This is a genomic window from Flavobacterium sp. UBA5153, from assembly GCA_002413745.1.
Taxonomy (GTDB): Bacteria; Bacteroidota; Bacteroidia; order Flavobacteriales; family Flavobacteriaceae; genus Flavobacterium.
Genome location: DHXP01000009.1, coordinates 66613 through 82395, shown reverse-complemented (window position 1 = coordinate 82395; position 15783 = coordinate 66613). Strand labels below are relative to the sequence as shown.

The window sequence follows — 15783 nt, the reverse complement described above, 5'->3', positions numbered from 1 at the left end:
TCAAAAAAATATGCTTTCAAAAGAGAGTTTGCAATTTCTGGAAGACTTAAAAGCCAACAACAATCGGGATTGGTTTTTGGAAAATAAAAAACGGTACGAAGTTTTCAAAAAAGACTACCATCGATTGGTTGGAGATTTTCTTGACGCGATGAAACCGCTTGATCCTTCGCTGGAAATGCTCGAAGTCAAAAATTGCACGTTCAGAATCAATCGTGACATTCGGTTTTCAAAAGACAAATCGCCCTACAAAGCCCATTTGGGAGTTTGGTTGTCAAGCGGTGTCAAAGGACAAAATCGTTCCGGTTATTATGTTCACATCGAAAAGGGAGCCAGTTTTATTGCAGGGGGATTTTATTGTCCGGAAGCCGAGGATTTGAAAAAAGTACGCAAGGAAATTGCCTATTTCCACGAGGATTTGGAAGAAATTAGGACTGACAAAAACTTTAAGAAAGAATTTGGAGATTTTGACCGAACAGCAACAAATTTACTGAAAAATCCACCAAGAGGCTACGAAAAAGATCATCCTGCCATCGAATTCCTGAAATTAAAAAGCTTCGAAACTTCCCATAAATTTGATATAGACGAAGTTACACAGGAAGATTTTGTGAAAAAAATGAGCAAAAAACTAATCATCTTGAAACCTCTGAACGACTTCATCAATCGCGCATTAACTTCCGAAGAATAACTCATAAAATGCCAAAAAGAAAGATACTTTTTCTTGGAGAAACCTACCGAGCTGACGCCATCACTTGGATGAATGGGCTGAAAGAATTTGGCGACTTTGAAATTATCACCTGGGAGTTAAAAAAACCCAACACCACTTTTTTTAATCGTGTTTTGCGAATTTTCGAATTCAGCACGGCACTTTTCCAAGTTAGAAAAATAATCAGATTGCACCATCCTGATATGGTTATTGCCGAGAGAACCACAAGTTATGGCTTTCTTGCCGCATTATCTGGCACGAAACCGGTGGTAATTGCACAACAAGGCAGAACCGATTTATGGCCCGAAAATTCCTTTTTATTGCCTTTGAAAAAAATAATGCAGCATTATGCTTTCCAAAAAGCCGATTTGATTCACGCTTGGGGTCCAGTAATGACGGTTTCAATGAAAGCCACTAATGTTGATATGAATAAAGTTTTGGTTATGCCAAAGGGAATTGATTTGGTGAAATTTGAAAATAAAAACACAGCAAATCCTTCAAAAATTAATGCTATTGTTAGCCGTTCATTAACGCAGGAATACCGACACGATGTTATATTGAAAGCCTTTTCCATTATAAACCAAGAAGGAATTGATTTCGAACTTACCATTGTTGGTGACGGAAAACAATTACCGATGTTGAAGAAATTGGCAACAAAATTGGAAATCGAAAACAAGGTCAATTTCACAGGAAGAATTGCAAATATAAAATTACCGGAACTGTTACAACAATCCAATTTTTACATCAGTATACCAATAACCGAAGGTGTTTCGACCTCTTTATTTGAGGCAATGGCTTCGAATTGTTATCCAGTTGTAACCAATATTGCAGGAAATAAAAGTTGGATTAAACACAGAGAAAACGGACAATTAATAACCATTGACGATTCTAGAATGCTTGCCGAAGAACTACTTTGGGCATTCGAAAATGGCGAACATCGAAATGCCGCCCTTTTAAAAAACAGAAAATTTGTCGAAGAATACGCAGATTACAATACCAATATGAAAATCATTGCCGACAAGTATCACGAATTAATTAACACAACTCGCCCCAATTAATTATGTGTGGAATTAATGGAATCTTGCATTTGCAATCACAGAAAAAAGTGGATGAACGCACTTTAACAAAAATGCGCGATTCGCTGGAACATCGCGGTCCTGACGACAAAGGCTTGTTTATCGAAAACAACATTGGTTTGGGACATCGAAGACTTTCTGTTTTGGATGTTTCTTCGGCTGGACACCAACCCTTTCTTTCGGATGACGGTCGCTATGTAATGGTTTATAATGGCGAAATATACAACTTCAAGGACTTTTACCCCGAACTACGAAGCAACGGTTTTAATATAAAAACAAGTTCCGACACCGAAGTTTTGATGAAATTGTTCGAATTGCACGGCTTAAAAATGCTCAACCGCCTCAACGGAATGTTTGCCTTTGTTATTTGGGACAAAAAAGAACGAAAACTGACGGCCGTTCGCGACAGAATGGGTGTTAAACCTTTGTATTACTCGTTTTACAACGAAACTTTCTATTTCGCTTCGGAACAAAAAGCACTTTTCACTGCCGGAGTTCCCCTAAAAATGGCACAAGACGGACTGGAAGAATACGTTTTTAACCGCTTTGTGGCCGGCGAAAATACATTATACGAAAACGTAAAAAAAGTATTGCCCGGACACGTTATGACGGTTCACGAAAGTGGAAAAAAAACTACCTACAACTGGTGGGATTTGAAAGCAGAAATTCAAAACCAGCCGAAAATTCAAAACCCGGTCGAATGGTTTCGGGAAACTTTCGACGATTCCGTAAAATTGAGAATGGTAAGCGATGTTCCCGTTGGTGTTTTACTAAGCGGCGGACTCGATTCGGCATCAATTTTAGCCTCGCTAAACCAACAGAATTACAAAGACATCCAAACATTTAATATTGGTTTCAAAGAAAAAGAACACAACGAATCGCATTTGGCCAAAATGATGGCAGAGAAATTCGATTATGGTTTTCACACGATGCAACTGGAAGATAATGCTCTTTTTGACAAGATGGTAAGTTCCACTTATTTCCAGGATGAACCTATTATGCATTTGAGCGAACCCCATATTTTGGCACTTGCACAATTGGCAAAACCATCGGTAAAAGTGTTGCTTTCTGGCGAAGGTGCTGATGAATTGATGGGCGGTTATGTGAGATACAAAGCGCTGAAATATCCAAGTTTGCTCAACTCGATTGCAACAATTGGCCATATGGATTATTTTACGACAAAACCGCGATACGAGAAATTAGCCCGTTATTCCCAAATAAAAAATCCGGACGATTTAGTGATGTATAATGGTTCCAATATTTATCCGAATGATATTGCCAAGACTTTTGGAATTACTACTCCGCCAAAAAACGAATACAGAAAGCAAATTTTGGAAGAGGCAAAATCTTTGTATCCAAATAATTTGAGACGTCAAGCACTCTATTTTGACCAACACACGTATTTGTGTTCGCTACTCGACCGAAACGACCGTAACACGATGGGCGCTTCCATAGAATGCAGGGAACCTTTTTTAGACCAAAGACTCGTTACCGGATTGGGTTCTTTGGAAAACAAATGGCTATTCGCTGGCAAAAAATGGAAATTCATCCTGAAATCGGCAATGAAGGAGCGTCTTCCCGAAGAAATTCTGAAATTCAAAAAAGTGGGACTGAGCGTTCCTTGGGGCGATTACTTGATAAAAAGTCCTGGATTCATCGAGGAATTAGAATCTTTTTCGAAAAGTGATTTGTTCAAAATGCACTATTTCGAACACATCAATGCCAATAAACTCGTTCAGAATTTACGAAAAGGCGACACCAAAATGATTCCTTATATTATGCCTTTGTTTATGATGCATATTTGGCTAAAAACATACGCGAATAAATTTTAATACTTACTTTTGGATTCAGGATTCAAAATACACTCCCATTTATGGAAATCATCAATAATTTTTCTCTAAAAAACTACAATACTTTCGGTATCGAAGCCAAGGCAATGCAATTCGTTGCAGTCCATAATGTGGCTGAATTGAGAACCGTTTTGGAACAAAATAAATTGCAACGAAAGTTTATTCTTGGTGGCGGAAGCAATATGCTTTTGACAAAAGACATTGAAGCATTGGTCATTCACGTAGATTTGAAAGGGAGAAAAATCATCAAGGAAAACGATGATTTTGTCTGGGTCGAAAGTCAGGCTGGTGAAAACTGGCACGAATTTGTGCTTTGGACTATTGACCAAAACTTTGGAGGACTGGAAAACATGTCGCTGATTCCGGGAAATGTGGGCACAACTCCGGTGCAAAACATTGGTGCTTATGGCACCGAAATCAAGGACACTTTCGATTCCTGTGAAGCAATGAAAATTGAAAATCAGGAAATGAAAACGTTTACCAAAGAGGAATGTCATTTCGGCTACCGTGAAAGCGTTTTCAAAAATGAGTTAAAAGACCAATATATCATCACTTCGGTGGTTTTTAAATTAACAAAACGCAATCATAAAATCAATATTTCGTATGGTGACATTACTGCGGAATTGGCAAAAAACGGCATCACGAATCCTACTTTAAAGGACGTAAGCAATGCCGTGATTGCCATTCGTCAAAGTAAATTGCCCGACCCAAAAGAACTCGGAAACAGCGGAAGCTTCTTCAAAAATCCAATCCTCTTGAAAACCGATTTCGAGAAAATCCACAAGCAATTTCCGGAAATGAAATTCTATGAAATTTCCGAAACCGAAGTCAAAGTTCCGGCAGGCTGGCTCATAGAACAAGCCGGTTTCAAGGGAAAACGCTTTGGCGATGCGGGAATTCACAAAAACCAAGCCTTGGTTTTGGTCAATTACGGCAATGCGACAGGAAAGGAGATTCTGGATGTTTCGAAGGAAATTCAAGAAACTATTTACAAGACTTTTGGCATTCATATTGAGGCCGAAGTGAACGTGATTTAGAATTACGATTTTAGCTATTGGATATTGGATTTCAAATCAATAATTCCGAAAGTAATTGCCGTTTAACGATGGATAATTGACAATTGATAATTACCTTTGCGCAGATCTTAAAAAGAAGCCAAGCCTATATGTTAACCTTTACTTTATACCTTTTTATAGTTATAGTTGCAATACAATCTTTGTATTACCTGTTTGTTTTTGGGAAATTTGCTTTCGCCAAAGCGCAAAAAACAACTCCGAAAAGAATTCCGATATCCGTTGTTGTTTGTGCCAAAAACGAGGCTGAAAACGTTATTCGGTTCATTCCTATACTTGCCGAACAAGATTATCCCGATTACGAAATCATTCTGATTGATGATGCTTCAAGCGACACTACATTGGAAATTTTTGAAGAATTCGAAAAAAAATATCCCAATATTAGGTTGGTAAAAGTACAAAACAACGAAGCCTTTTGGGGAAACAAAAAATACGCATTGACCCTGGGAATAAAAGCCTCCAAAAAAGACTATTTATTGTTCACCGATGCTGATTGTTATCCCGCTTCAAAAGATTGGATTACGGCAATGAGTTCACAATTTACATTGCACAAAACCGTTGTTTTGGGTTATGGCGCTTATGAAAAAGTAGCCAATTCGTTCCTGAATAAAATCATCCGTTTTGAGACGATGCTCACGGCAATCCAGTATTTTTCTTGGGCAAAAGCAGGTCGTCCTTATATGGGAATCGGTCGGAATTTAGCCTACAAAAAAGAAGAATTTTATAATGTGAAAGGTTTTATCAGCCATATGAAAATCCGCTCCGGAGACGACGATTTATTCATCAATCAAGTGGCAACAAGCAAAAACACGGCGATTTGTTACGCACCAGAAAGTTTTACTTATTCACAACCAAAAACAACATTCAAAGGTTGGTTTACCCAAAAAAGAAGACACGTTTCCACGGCAAATTTTTACAAATCATTTGATAAAATTCAATTGGCACTTTTTTATGTTTCCCAGTTATTGTTTGTGATTTTAGCCATTGTTTTGTTGGCTTTCCAACACCAATGGATCATCGTTTTGGGCTTAATTGGATTCCGTTATTTGTTTACTTGGATAAGCCTTGGTTTCTCGGCAGGAAAGCTAAAAGAAAAAGATGTGATGTATTGGTTTCCAATTATTGAAATTGTGCTTATCTTCACGCAGTTGAATGTCTTTATCACGAATATTTTTTCAAAACCGGTATATTGGAAATAAATCTACAAATAGAAAAAGCTAAAAAAGGCGACCAAGCGGCCTTTACTTTTCTATTGAATTATTATTGGAATGACGTCTACGGTTTTATGCTAAAACGCACCGAAAACGAAACCAATGCCGAAGATATTACCATCGAAACTTTCTCGAAAGCCTTTGACAAAATCGCCAGTTACAATCCCGAATTCCAGTTCAACACTTGGCTAATTGCCATTGCAAAAAATGTTCACATCGATTTATTGCGAAAAAAGAAATCATCTCTTTTTGTCGAAATTACCGACGATGAAGACCAGCAAGCCTACAATATTGCCGACACGACTCCATCGGCAGAAGACGAATTGATCACCGAGCAAAACCTTTCGCAATTATTGCAATTCATCAAACAACTCAAACCACGTTATCAGGAAGTAATCCAGTTGCGTTATTTTCAGGAAATGAGCTATCAGGAAATTGCCAACAAAATTGATGAACCACTGAGTAACGTGAAAATTAAATTGCTTCGCGCCAAAAAATTACTGGCAGAAATCATTCAGGACAATCGATAATTTGATTATTCGGTGATTTGGTTATTCGTTTAAATCCTAATTCTCAAATCCTCAATCTTAAAACAACTTTCATTATCTTTGCCCTTTCAAAAATTGATTTATGGAAACTGTTTTAGAGAATGCATTGCCTGTTGGAAAACCGAAATGGTTGAGAGTAAAACTCCCAATTGGCCAAAAATATACAGAATTACGCGGCTTGGTCGACAAATATAACCTGAACACGATTTGCACATCAGGAAGTTGTCCGAATATGGGCGAATGCTGGGGCGAAGGAACAGCCACCTTTATGATTTTGGGAAATATCTGCACGCGTTCTTGTGGTTTTTGCGGCGTTAAAACCGGAAGACCTGAAACCGTGGATTGGGACGAACCCGAAAAAGTGGCGCGATCCATCAAAATTATGAACATCAAACACGCCGTAATCACTAGCGTGGACAGAGATGACTTAAAAGATGGCGGTTCCATTATTTGGATAGAAACCGTAAAAGCCATTCGTAGAATGAACCCTAATACAACTTTAGAAACTTTGATTCCTGATTTTCAAGGCATCGAAAGAAATATAGACCGAATCGTGGAAGCCAATCCCGAGGTCGTTTCACACAACGTGGAAACCGTTCGCAGACTGACGCGTGAAGTGCGCATTCAAGCCAAATATGACCGAAGTCTGGAAGTTTTGAAATACTTGAAAGCGAAAGGAATCAATAGAACAAAATCCGGAATTATGCTTGGTCTTGGCGAAACCGAGGAAGAAGTTTTTCAAACCATGAAAGATTTGCACGAAGCCAATGTTGACATCATAACAATAGGCCAATACTTACAACCCAGCAAAAAACACTTGCCGGTAAAGGAGTTTATAACGCCGGAACAATTCGCGAAATACGAAAAATTCGGACTGGAATTGGGCTTTCGCCACGTTGAAAGTGGACCTTTGGTACGATCTTCTTATAAAGCTCAAAAACATATTTTGTAATTATTTTAAATTTTGAATGCTAAATTTTAAATGAATAAAAAAACAAGAATTGCCATAAATGGTTTTGGAAGAATTGGGCGAAATTTATTTCGTTTGCTTTTGAACCATCCTACAATTGAGGTTGTCGCTATCAATGATATCGCCGACACGAAAACAATGGCGCACTTGGTGAAATATGACAGTATTCATGGCGTTTTGCCTTTTGAAGTTTCGAATGACGACGAAGGAATTATTGTCGATGGAAAACATTTTCTATTTTTTCACGAGAAAAGTATTTCAAATCTTGATTGGAAATCCATAAATATTGATGTTGTCGTGGAATCAACCGGGAAATACAAAACTTTCGAGGAAATCAATGCCCACATTTTAGCTGGAGCCAGAAAAGTAATTCTTTCTGCGCCTTCCGAAGTAGATTCCATAAAAACCGTGGTTCTTGGCGTGAATGAAAATATTCTTGACGGAACCGAAACTATTATTTCGAATGCGAGTTGCACCACGAATAATGCGGCTCCAATGATGAAAGTCATCAACGAACTTTGCGGGATTGAGCAGGCTTATATTACAACGATTCACTCTTTTACAACGGATCAAAGTTTACACGATCAGCCTCACAAAGATTTGCGTCGGGCTCGTGGTGCAAGTCAATCCATTGTTCCCACAACAACTGGAGCTGCCAAAGCGTTGACAAAAATTTTTCCTGAATTCGAAGGCAAAATAGGTGGTTGTGGCATTCGGGTTCCCGTTCCCGATGGTTCCTTGACCGATATTACTTTCAATGTAAAACGTGTCGTTACCATAAACGAAATTAATGCAGCATTCAAAATTGCCGCCCAAACCAATTTAAAAGGCATCCTGGATTACACCGAAGACCCTATTGTTTCCGTTGATATTATTGGAAACAGAAATTCCTGCGTTTTTGATGCACAACTCACTTCGGTAATCGATAAAATGGTAAAAGTGGTGGGCTGGTATGACAACGAAACAGGTTATTCCTCCCGAATTATTGATTTAATTATTTTAACAAATAATTAAATAATTCGTTATCTTTATGTCCTTCCTAAGGCAATCCCAAATATCAAATGAGGGTATTTATATTATTTTTTATTATACTTAGCACACATTTGTATTCTCAAAAGAAAATATCGATTGAGAAGACGGATAGCGTTGCCTTTTACAGCAATTTGAGAAATTCCAATATCAAAGCCAACAAATACAAAGATGCGCTTCTTTATACCCAAAAAGCCATCAATTATTCGAAGGAAAACAATAAAACCGAAACTCAAGCAAACCAAACCTTTAGCTTGGGGAAAATTTATTTCGATGTAAAAAAATATGATGATGCGATAAGGGTCTTCAATACAAGTATCGCAATTTACAAAACCTTGCAGCCCTCTTCCACTTATGCAGCCACTTATTATTATCTTGGGATGTGTTATATGAAAAAAGGAAGTTTTTATAATGCTGAAATTTGTTTTAATCAAGCGCAATCATTGTATGACACACTAGAAATTACCGATACTGCCGATTTATTAAACCTTCAGAGAGGAATTATTTACAAATCGAAGGGGAATCACGATTTAGCATCCACAATTTTCAGCACAATAATTGCAAAACCGGATAGTCAAGCCACTTTAGATATCAAAGCAGAAGCATTGTACCAAATAGGAACTATCGAAATGGCTCAAAACAGAAATAATTTGGCCTTAAATTATTTCAATAAAGCATTAGATTTGAATGCCAAAAATAAAAACTTGGAACAAAAATCAGATATTTTGTTCGCTTTAAGTTCTGTTTATGAAAAGATGTTGGACAAAAACAATGCCTATTCCTATTTGAAACAACACACAAATTTAAAAGAGAGCATTTCGATTTCAGATAATGAAAAACTTGGAGTTGATGACTATGAGAAATTCAAGGAAACGGAGCGGTTAAAAGAGGTTGCCCAAATAAATAAAGAAAACAAACAGCGGGAAAAGGCCAGTAAATTTTCAAAACTTATCAGTATACTTGCCATTGCCTTAATTTCTATTTTATCCTTATTGAGTTTGTCTTTATACAAAAACAATATCATCAGAACCCAATCAAACCTATTATTGGAAGAAAAAAACAAAGAATTGATTATTGCCAAAGAAAAAGCAGAAAAAGCTTCAAATGCCAGATCTGAATTTATGTCAACGGTGAGCCACGAACTTCGAACCCCGTTGAATGCCATCAACGGAATTGCCCATTTACTGCTGGAAGAAAACCCCAAGAAATCCCAATTGAATTATTTGGAATCATTAAAATTCTCGGGAAATTACCTAACAACCTTTATTAATGACATTCTGGAAATCAATAAAATCGAGTCAAACAAAGTCGAAGTCGAAAATATCAATTTTAATCTTAAACAATTATTGGAGAACATCCAAAACTCCCTTAAAGAATTAGCATCGACAAATAATAATACTTTTAACCTTGAAATTGATCCAAATATTCCCGAAAATTTGATTGGTGATCCTACAAAATTGTCACAGATATTTTTGAATTTAATCAATAATGCGCTGAAATTTACACATGACGGAGAAGTGAATATAATTATAAAACTCATTTCTTCAGAAAGTAAAAAGGCAAAGATTTACTTTGAAGTAAAAGATACCGGAATTGGAATTCCCGAAGACAAATTAGAAACGGTATTTGATAGTTTTTCCCAAGGTTCTGTGGGAATAAACCGAAAATATGGGGGGACCGGTTTGGGATTGACCATCGTAAAGAAATTAGTTGCGATTCTGGGGGGTGAAATTAAACTGGAGAGCGTTGAAGGAAAAGGTTCCTCCTTTTCATTCGAATTACAATTTAAAGTAGATGAACATCCGTTACAAGTTAAAGAAAAACCTAAACAATACGATGATGCTACTTTAAAAAACAAAAAAATATTGATTGTTGAAGACAATAAAATCAATCAAATGGTTTCCAAAAAAATGCTGGAAAGCAAAGGAATTCATTGCGAAATAATTGACAATGGAGAGGATGCCATAAAAATTGTAAAAAACAATAAATTTGACATGGTTTTAATGGACGTTCATTTACCGGGCATAAACGGAACAATCGCCACAAAAAAAATCAGGGAATTTGACACAACAACTCCAATTATTGCACTCACTGCAATTTCATTGAATGAAAACAGGGAAATGCTTCTCTCTTTTGGGATGAATGATGTCATCACAAAACCATTTGTCCCTGAAGAATTTTACACGACTATTGCCAAATATATTTGAGCAATTCTAATAATTTAAAATCAATTCCTTAATTAGACTTCTCACTTTGGGTTCCGCTTTTTTTGCGGCTTCCAATACCTCATCATGAGAAACAGTTTCGATATTTTCTTCATCACCCATATCAGTAATTACCGATAATCCAAACGTTTCCATTTCCATATGACGTGCCACTATTACCTCGGGAACGGTTGACATTCCAACGCAATCAGCTCCTACATTTTTTACCATTCTATATTCGGAAAGAGTTTCAAATGTTGGGCCTTGCAACCCCAAATAAACGCCGTCCTTGACTTCAATGTTTAAATTTTCGGCTAATTCTCTGGCTTTAACAATCATGTTTTTCGAATAGGGCTGACTCATATTCACAAATCGGGGACCAAAACGCGTGTCATTTTTTCCACGCAAAGGATGCTCTGGCATCATATTGACATGGTCTTTTATAATCACGATATCTCCTACATTGTAATTAGGATTTACCCCGCCGGAAGCATTCGAAACAATCAATTTTTCAACACCTAAAAATTTCATTACCCGCACCGGAAAAGTAACTTCCTGCATAGAATATCCTTCATAAAAATGAAAACGACCTTGCATGGCAACGACTTTTTTATCACCAATGGTTCCGAAAACCAAAGCTCCTTTATGACCCTGAACGGTCGAAACCGGAAAATTTGGAATCTCATGGTAAGGCAACATAAATTGAATTTGGATATCATCGGTAAAACTACCCAATCCCGATCCTAGAATCACTCCATATTCAGGAGTAAAATTGGTTTTTTCTTTTATAAAACTAACGGTTTCCTGTACTTGTTCCCACATAATTTATGTATTACCATTTTAGTAATATGTTGTTGATTTTAAATTTTTAAAACTAGGGATTATTTTTATTAAATTCCACTAAAAACTTCACGCCGAGTTCACCCTTGCCTTTTTTGTCTATCTCATCCAAATAAAATATTTATCCAAAAAGCGAAAAAGATTCTTGTGGTATTTTAGTTCGGAAAAACGGTCAGACTAACCGCAAAAACCTCCAATAACCATGGCTTCTGAAGCAAGAATATCACTCTTTTATTGAATGTTTTCATTCATAACTAAATTTTAATTATGAGAGGATTTTGGATTAGCTTTGATTGTTTTTCTAGCATTGCGTCCCAATCTTCAAGAGAATTTATCTGACCACTTTTCAACCAAGCAAAACCTACATAATAAATCATTTTGGAATCTACAGGTTCCGTTACTATTAAAATTTGGCTTTGGTCAGGAGTCCCCGAATGGTGATTAAATGCTGATTTTACTACATTAGGGTCAATAACGATCCCTTCTCCCACGAAAGAATCGTCTATGGGTTCCCAATGACGAAAAATACCTTTTTTGGCATTGATACTAACTGTTCCTTTTTCCTCATGCAATGTAATTCCAAGTGTGTAATTAGGAATTTTATTTGTTGCATTTATAACATTTTCGAATTTTGTAAAATTAGATCCGAGATCAAGAGAAATTCTTTTAGTTTCTTTAACTCCAAATTTACTCCAAGCATCATAATCCAACTCAAAAATGGTGCGCAAAGGTCCTGTTGCTATTATTCGATATTTCACAAAGTTTTTTGAAGTTTGCAAAGTATCATTTAACCAAATTCCGGTACCGCCTGAACCTCTACTTATTCCTACATGATAAGGATCATATCCTTCACCGCGATCAATATGATAATAGCCCGGAGACACAACGTTTTTACTATACCAACTGTCAATTACTGGATACTTTACCTTTTTTAACCAAAGGTCTATACCGCTTGAAAGGGTGCCGTCCGACCGACCTTCTTCCGTTAATTTCTGGGCTTTCGGGCCATAGGCTCGAAAAGCCACTTGATCATTTTCCCATGCAAAATCATCTATTCTTTCAGGAACAAAACGGGCATAGGTCGTATATTTACTTACAGGTCGCTGATTGTTAGCTTTTTCATCAACAAAAACAGTATAGGTTACTTGGGATAAAGCGGGAACATTGGCTTGAAATAATAATTCATCTGGATTCCCATCAAGATTATTATCGATTATTTGGGTTACTAGTAAATTACCCTTTTGATCTTTTACCAATAAATCTCCGTAAGCATATTTTTCCGTAATACTTTTTAATTCATTCAAATTGATAGCGACAACTTCATCAATTCTGTCAATATTAAGTGTGTTTTTTATTACAATTTCTTTACTTACTATTTTTTGGCTTCCAAAACCGGATAATAGTACAATGGCTCCAAAAACATAAATCATGTTTTTTAAATTTAATTTCATGCGAAGTGTTTTATTGTTAATATTATTGTTGTTATTTGGCGTGATAAACATTGATACAATTAATGAATTGAATTAACAAAGAATCAATGTCTAATCCTGAAAAAATGATACGGGATTAATAAAAAAATAAAAGTACAATTTTTAGACAGTAGTAAGCAAAAGTTTGACCTCTTTTTTACTTAACAAACCTGAACCACTTCCATATTTAACAGTTTTCCCAGTTTCTTTATTTTGGATGCCATGTGGGATACCCCGATAGCGCAGTGATGTGCAGGACCATAGCTGTTCCAGTCGTTTACAAACCGCCGGGCACCAATTGAAAACCTGTAACGGCTATTGGTATTTCCAATTTCCAGAATCGGGCCGGGAACGCTTTCGGCTTCTGCGCAAAGCAACATCAGTCCGCCGCCTTTTTGCTCCACGACAGACAACAAAGTCACGGGGCCATGTTTGACACTCATTTCAACAGATAGTCCTCTGCCTACTTTTCCGTGAAAAACCTGTAAGGGCTTCACTTTGGTTTTGCCTTCGGCGATGGCAATATGACCGGGACCGTCATGTCCCATCAGCACGACATCCTCTTCAAAATCCATCGCGTAATATTCGGTAAAAGAACCGCCAACACCAAAAGAATCCATAATTTTCATTGCTTGCGCGTTTTTAATTTCATATTCACCGGCCACTGGAATTCCTTTTGCCGTAAGCAGCGAATTGCCGAGAATGATGGAACTGATTGCATCTTCATTTGGCGGATTTCCGGTTCCCATATAATAATAAGCCATCGAACCCAGTTTGTATTTTTCCACTAAGGTGTCCATGGCGACGGAAGTCCGCGCGGCACGCAGCAATTCGGATTCAGAACAATCGTCCATCACTTCAAAGGTCTCATGAAATAATTGCACACGATCCTCAATTTCTGACTGGCTGACTTCATTTCTAATGGCACTCAGTTCGTCCACTTCTATCAGTTCAAAATGGCCACCAAAATATTTGGACTGCATTGTTAAATCAGTATAAATATCGAGCATGCCACTGTAATAATGCCCCATACAACCCATTCGGTTGTAAAACATGGTATGGGCAACACGCACAGCCTCCGTCCATTCCTGAATTTCTTGCCAGGCTTCTGGGTCGTTTTCGAGCATTCCTGTAATCTGGTAAAAGGCTATTCCGGTACGGTTAAACACATTGGCAATCTCAGGCACCGGACATGCGGAACAATGGGCCAGCCACTCACCGGTCATTTTGGTACGGTCTCCAAGGGCATTAAAATTTTTGTAATCAATAGCCGCTTCGGGAGAAAGATTGAGGATAATCACCGGAACTTTCGCTCTTTGCACCACCGGCAAAACTGTTGACGACAAGGCATACGTGGAAACATACAAAAAGATAACATCTACATCTTCGGTGCTGAACAGCTTTCCGGCAGCAAAGGCTTTATCCGTATTATCCACCAGACCCGCATTGATCACATGAGGATGGATGGCGCTTATTTTATTTTCTATTGTTTCGAGATAACCGTTCAGTCTTTCTTCCAAACCCGGAAATTGCGGCCAGTAAGTATCGAGGCCAATTCCGAAAAGGCCTATTTTCATTTCGTTTTTTTTCATGATTTTATTTTTTTTAAATTAATAAGAAAGCAGTTTGAGATTACCATAACCAACGCGTTGTTTTTGGCTGGGTTTGCATTTACCAGCTGCTGCCCGGAAGCTATTGTACCGTTTCGTCCATCATCTCTCCCTTGAACATATTTCTGTGGTAATTCAAATATCGTTGGTGTTTTTTATTCATTTTACAATGAATGTTTGATTAATTGTACCAAATATATCTATTATAAAACCCCTATTTATAAGGCAATTTGATATTTTAGTTGTATTTTTTGATATTTGTTTATATTTACCTATGGAAAATTATCAAAAGTATTTACCGCTGAGCCCCGATGATCTTAGCTGGGGACTTTCTGTACTGAATGCCGGAAGAAGCAGTGTCAAAAAAGACGAACCTTATCCGTCTGGCAATCACCCGTTGCACCATTATTTCAACTGGAATAACGGGCGTGTCCTCGAGGAGTACCAACTTATTTATATTTCAAGGGGAAGCGGCTATTTCGAATCGGGTTCATGTAAAAAAACGCAGGTCAGCGAAGGAAATATCATTTTGCTTTTTCCGGGCGAATGGCACCGCTTTAAGCCTGAACCCCACATCGGATGGGATGAATTCTGGGTTGGATGTAAAGGTACAATCATTGAAAATTTGGAAAACAAGAAATTTATTGACCGACTTGTGCCGGTATTGCAGGTAGGTATAAGCGAAAGAATTGTATACCTATTTTCTGAAATCATTGAAAAAACAAAGGCTGAAAAAACGGGTTACCAATTTTATACTTCCGGTATGGTGCTGCATCTGCTGGGCTTAATTCAGTACAAAGTAAAACAGATGAGTCAGAAACCGAGTGACAACACCGAAAATATCATTACCAAGTCGCAGGTTATGCTGCGCAAAATTGTGGATCAAAATGTCAGGATGGAAAATGTTGCAGAAGAACTGAATGTCAGTTATGCGTGGTTTCGGAAAGCTTTTAAAAATTACACCGGTATTTCACCCAAACAGTATTTGCTCCAGCTCCGGATTGAAAAGGCAAAAATTATGTTGTCTGACAACTCAAAACCGATTAAGGAAATTGCTTTCGATCTCAATTTTGAATCCGCCAGTTTTTTTTCCAAACAATTCAAACAGAAAACCGGCAGTACGCCAGTAATGTATCGTATCATCAGAATGAAGGCAGAATTACCGCGTTATACTGCTAGTTATTTCAAATTAGTCCAATA

Annotated in this window: 13 protein-coding genes; 10 read left to right on the top strand and 3 right to left on the bottom strand. The window is 37.4% G+C overall.

The features are described 5' to 3' along the window. Positions 1-10: 10 nt before the first annotated feature. The 9 genes from B2145_RS01950 (at position 11) to B2145_RS01910 (ending at position 10667) form a co-directional block, all read left to right on the top strand. Complete coding sequence (locus B2145_RS01950) at positions 11-685, top strand: DUF2461 domain-containing protein (protein WP_291097571.1); 675 nt, start codon at positions 11-13, stop codon at positions 683-685. Between the two features lie 8 nt (positions 686-693). Then, positions 694-1761: a glycosyltransferase family 4 protein gene (locus B2145_RS01945; protein WP_291097569.1), complete on the top strand. Its 1068-nt coding sequence runs from the start codon at positions 694-696 to the stop codon at positions 1759-1761. Between the two features lie 2 nt (positions 1762-1763). After that, a complete protein-coding gene (gene asnB, locus B2145_RS01940) occupies positions 1764-3611 on the top strand; it encodes an asparagine synthase (glutamine-hydrolyzing) (protein WP_291097567.1) in 1848 nt (615 codons plus the stop codon). A gap of 41 nt (positions 3612-3652) precedes the next feature. Further along, positions 3653-4666, top strand: coding sequence for a UDP-N-acetylmuramate dehydrogenase (gene murB, locus B2145_RS01935; protein WP_291097565.1), 1014 nt, complete (start codon positions 3653-3655; stop codon positions 4664-4666). 128 nt (positions 4667-4794) lie between these two features. After that, positions 4795-5901: a glycosyltransferase gene (locus tag B2145_RS01930; protein WP_291097563.1), complete on the top strand. Its 1107-nt coding sequence runs from the start codon at positions 4795-4797 to the stop codon at positions 5899-5901. Then, entirely contained in the window at positions 5892-6443 is a 552-nt protein-coding gene (locus B2145_RS01925; RefSeq protein ID WP_291097561.1) for an RNA polymerase sigma factor, read from the top strand. Before B2145_RS01930 ends, B2145_RS01925 begins: the two co-directional genes overlap by 10 nt. A 100-nt stretch (positions 6444-6543) precedes the next feature. Further along, positions 6544-7413, top strand: coding sequence for a lipoyl synthase (gene lipA / locus B2145_RS01920; protein WP_291097558.1), 870 nt, complete (start codon positions 6544-6546; stop codon positions 7411-7413). A 30-nt stretch (positions 7414-7443) separates the two neighbouring features. Continuing rightward, complete coding sequence (gene gap / locus B2145_RS01915) at positions 7444-8445, top strand: type I glyceraldehyde-3-phosphate dehydrogenase (protein ID WP_291097556.1); 1002 nt, start codon at positions 7444-7446, stop codon at positions 8443-8445. Positions 8446-8492: 47 nt separating this feature from the next. Next, complete coding sequence (locus B2145_RS01910; protein ID WP_291097554.1) at positions 8493-10667, top strand: tetratricopeptide repeat-containing hybrid sensor histidine kinase/response regulator; 2175 nt, start codon at positions 8493-8495, stop codon at positions 10665-10667. Positions 10668-10673: 6 nt separating this feature from the next. Here B2145_RS01910 and B2145_RS01905 read toward each other — a convergent pair whose 3' ends face one another. From B2145_RS01905 to B2145_RS01895, 3 genes are all read right to left on the bottom strand, one after another. Further along, positions 10674-11486: a purine-nucleoside phosphorylase gene (locus B2145_RS01905; RefSeq protein WP_291097552.1), complete on the bottom strand. Its 813-nt coding sequence runs from the start codon at positions 11484-11486 to the stop codon at positions 10674-10676. Between the two features lie 272 nt (positions 11487-11758). Beyond that, positions 11759-12955 (bottom strand): DUF4861 family protein, encoded by a 1197-nt coding sequence (locus B2145_RS01900; RefSeq protein ID WP_291097550.1) that lies wholly within the window; start codon positions 12953-12955, stop codon positions 11759-11761. 179 nt (positions 12956-13134) lie between these two features. Further along, positions 13135-14565, bottom strand: a complete 1431-nt coding sequence (locus B2145_RS01895) for a hypothetical protein (RefSeq protein ID WP_291097548.1) — start codon at positions 14563-14565, stop codon at positions 13135-13137. Positions 14566-14857: 292 nt separating this feature from the next. Here B2145_RS01895 and B2145_RS01890 point away from each other — a divergent pair. After that, positions 14858-15783: AraC family transcriptional regulator (locus B2145_RS01890; protein ID WP_291097546.1), on the top strand; the 926-nt coding region annotated here is incomplete at its 3' end.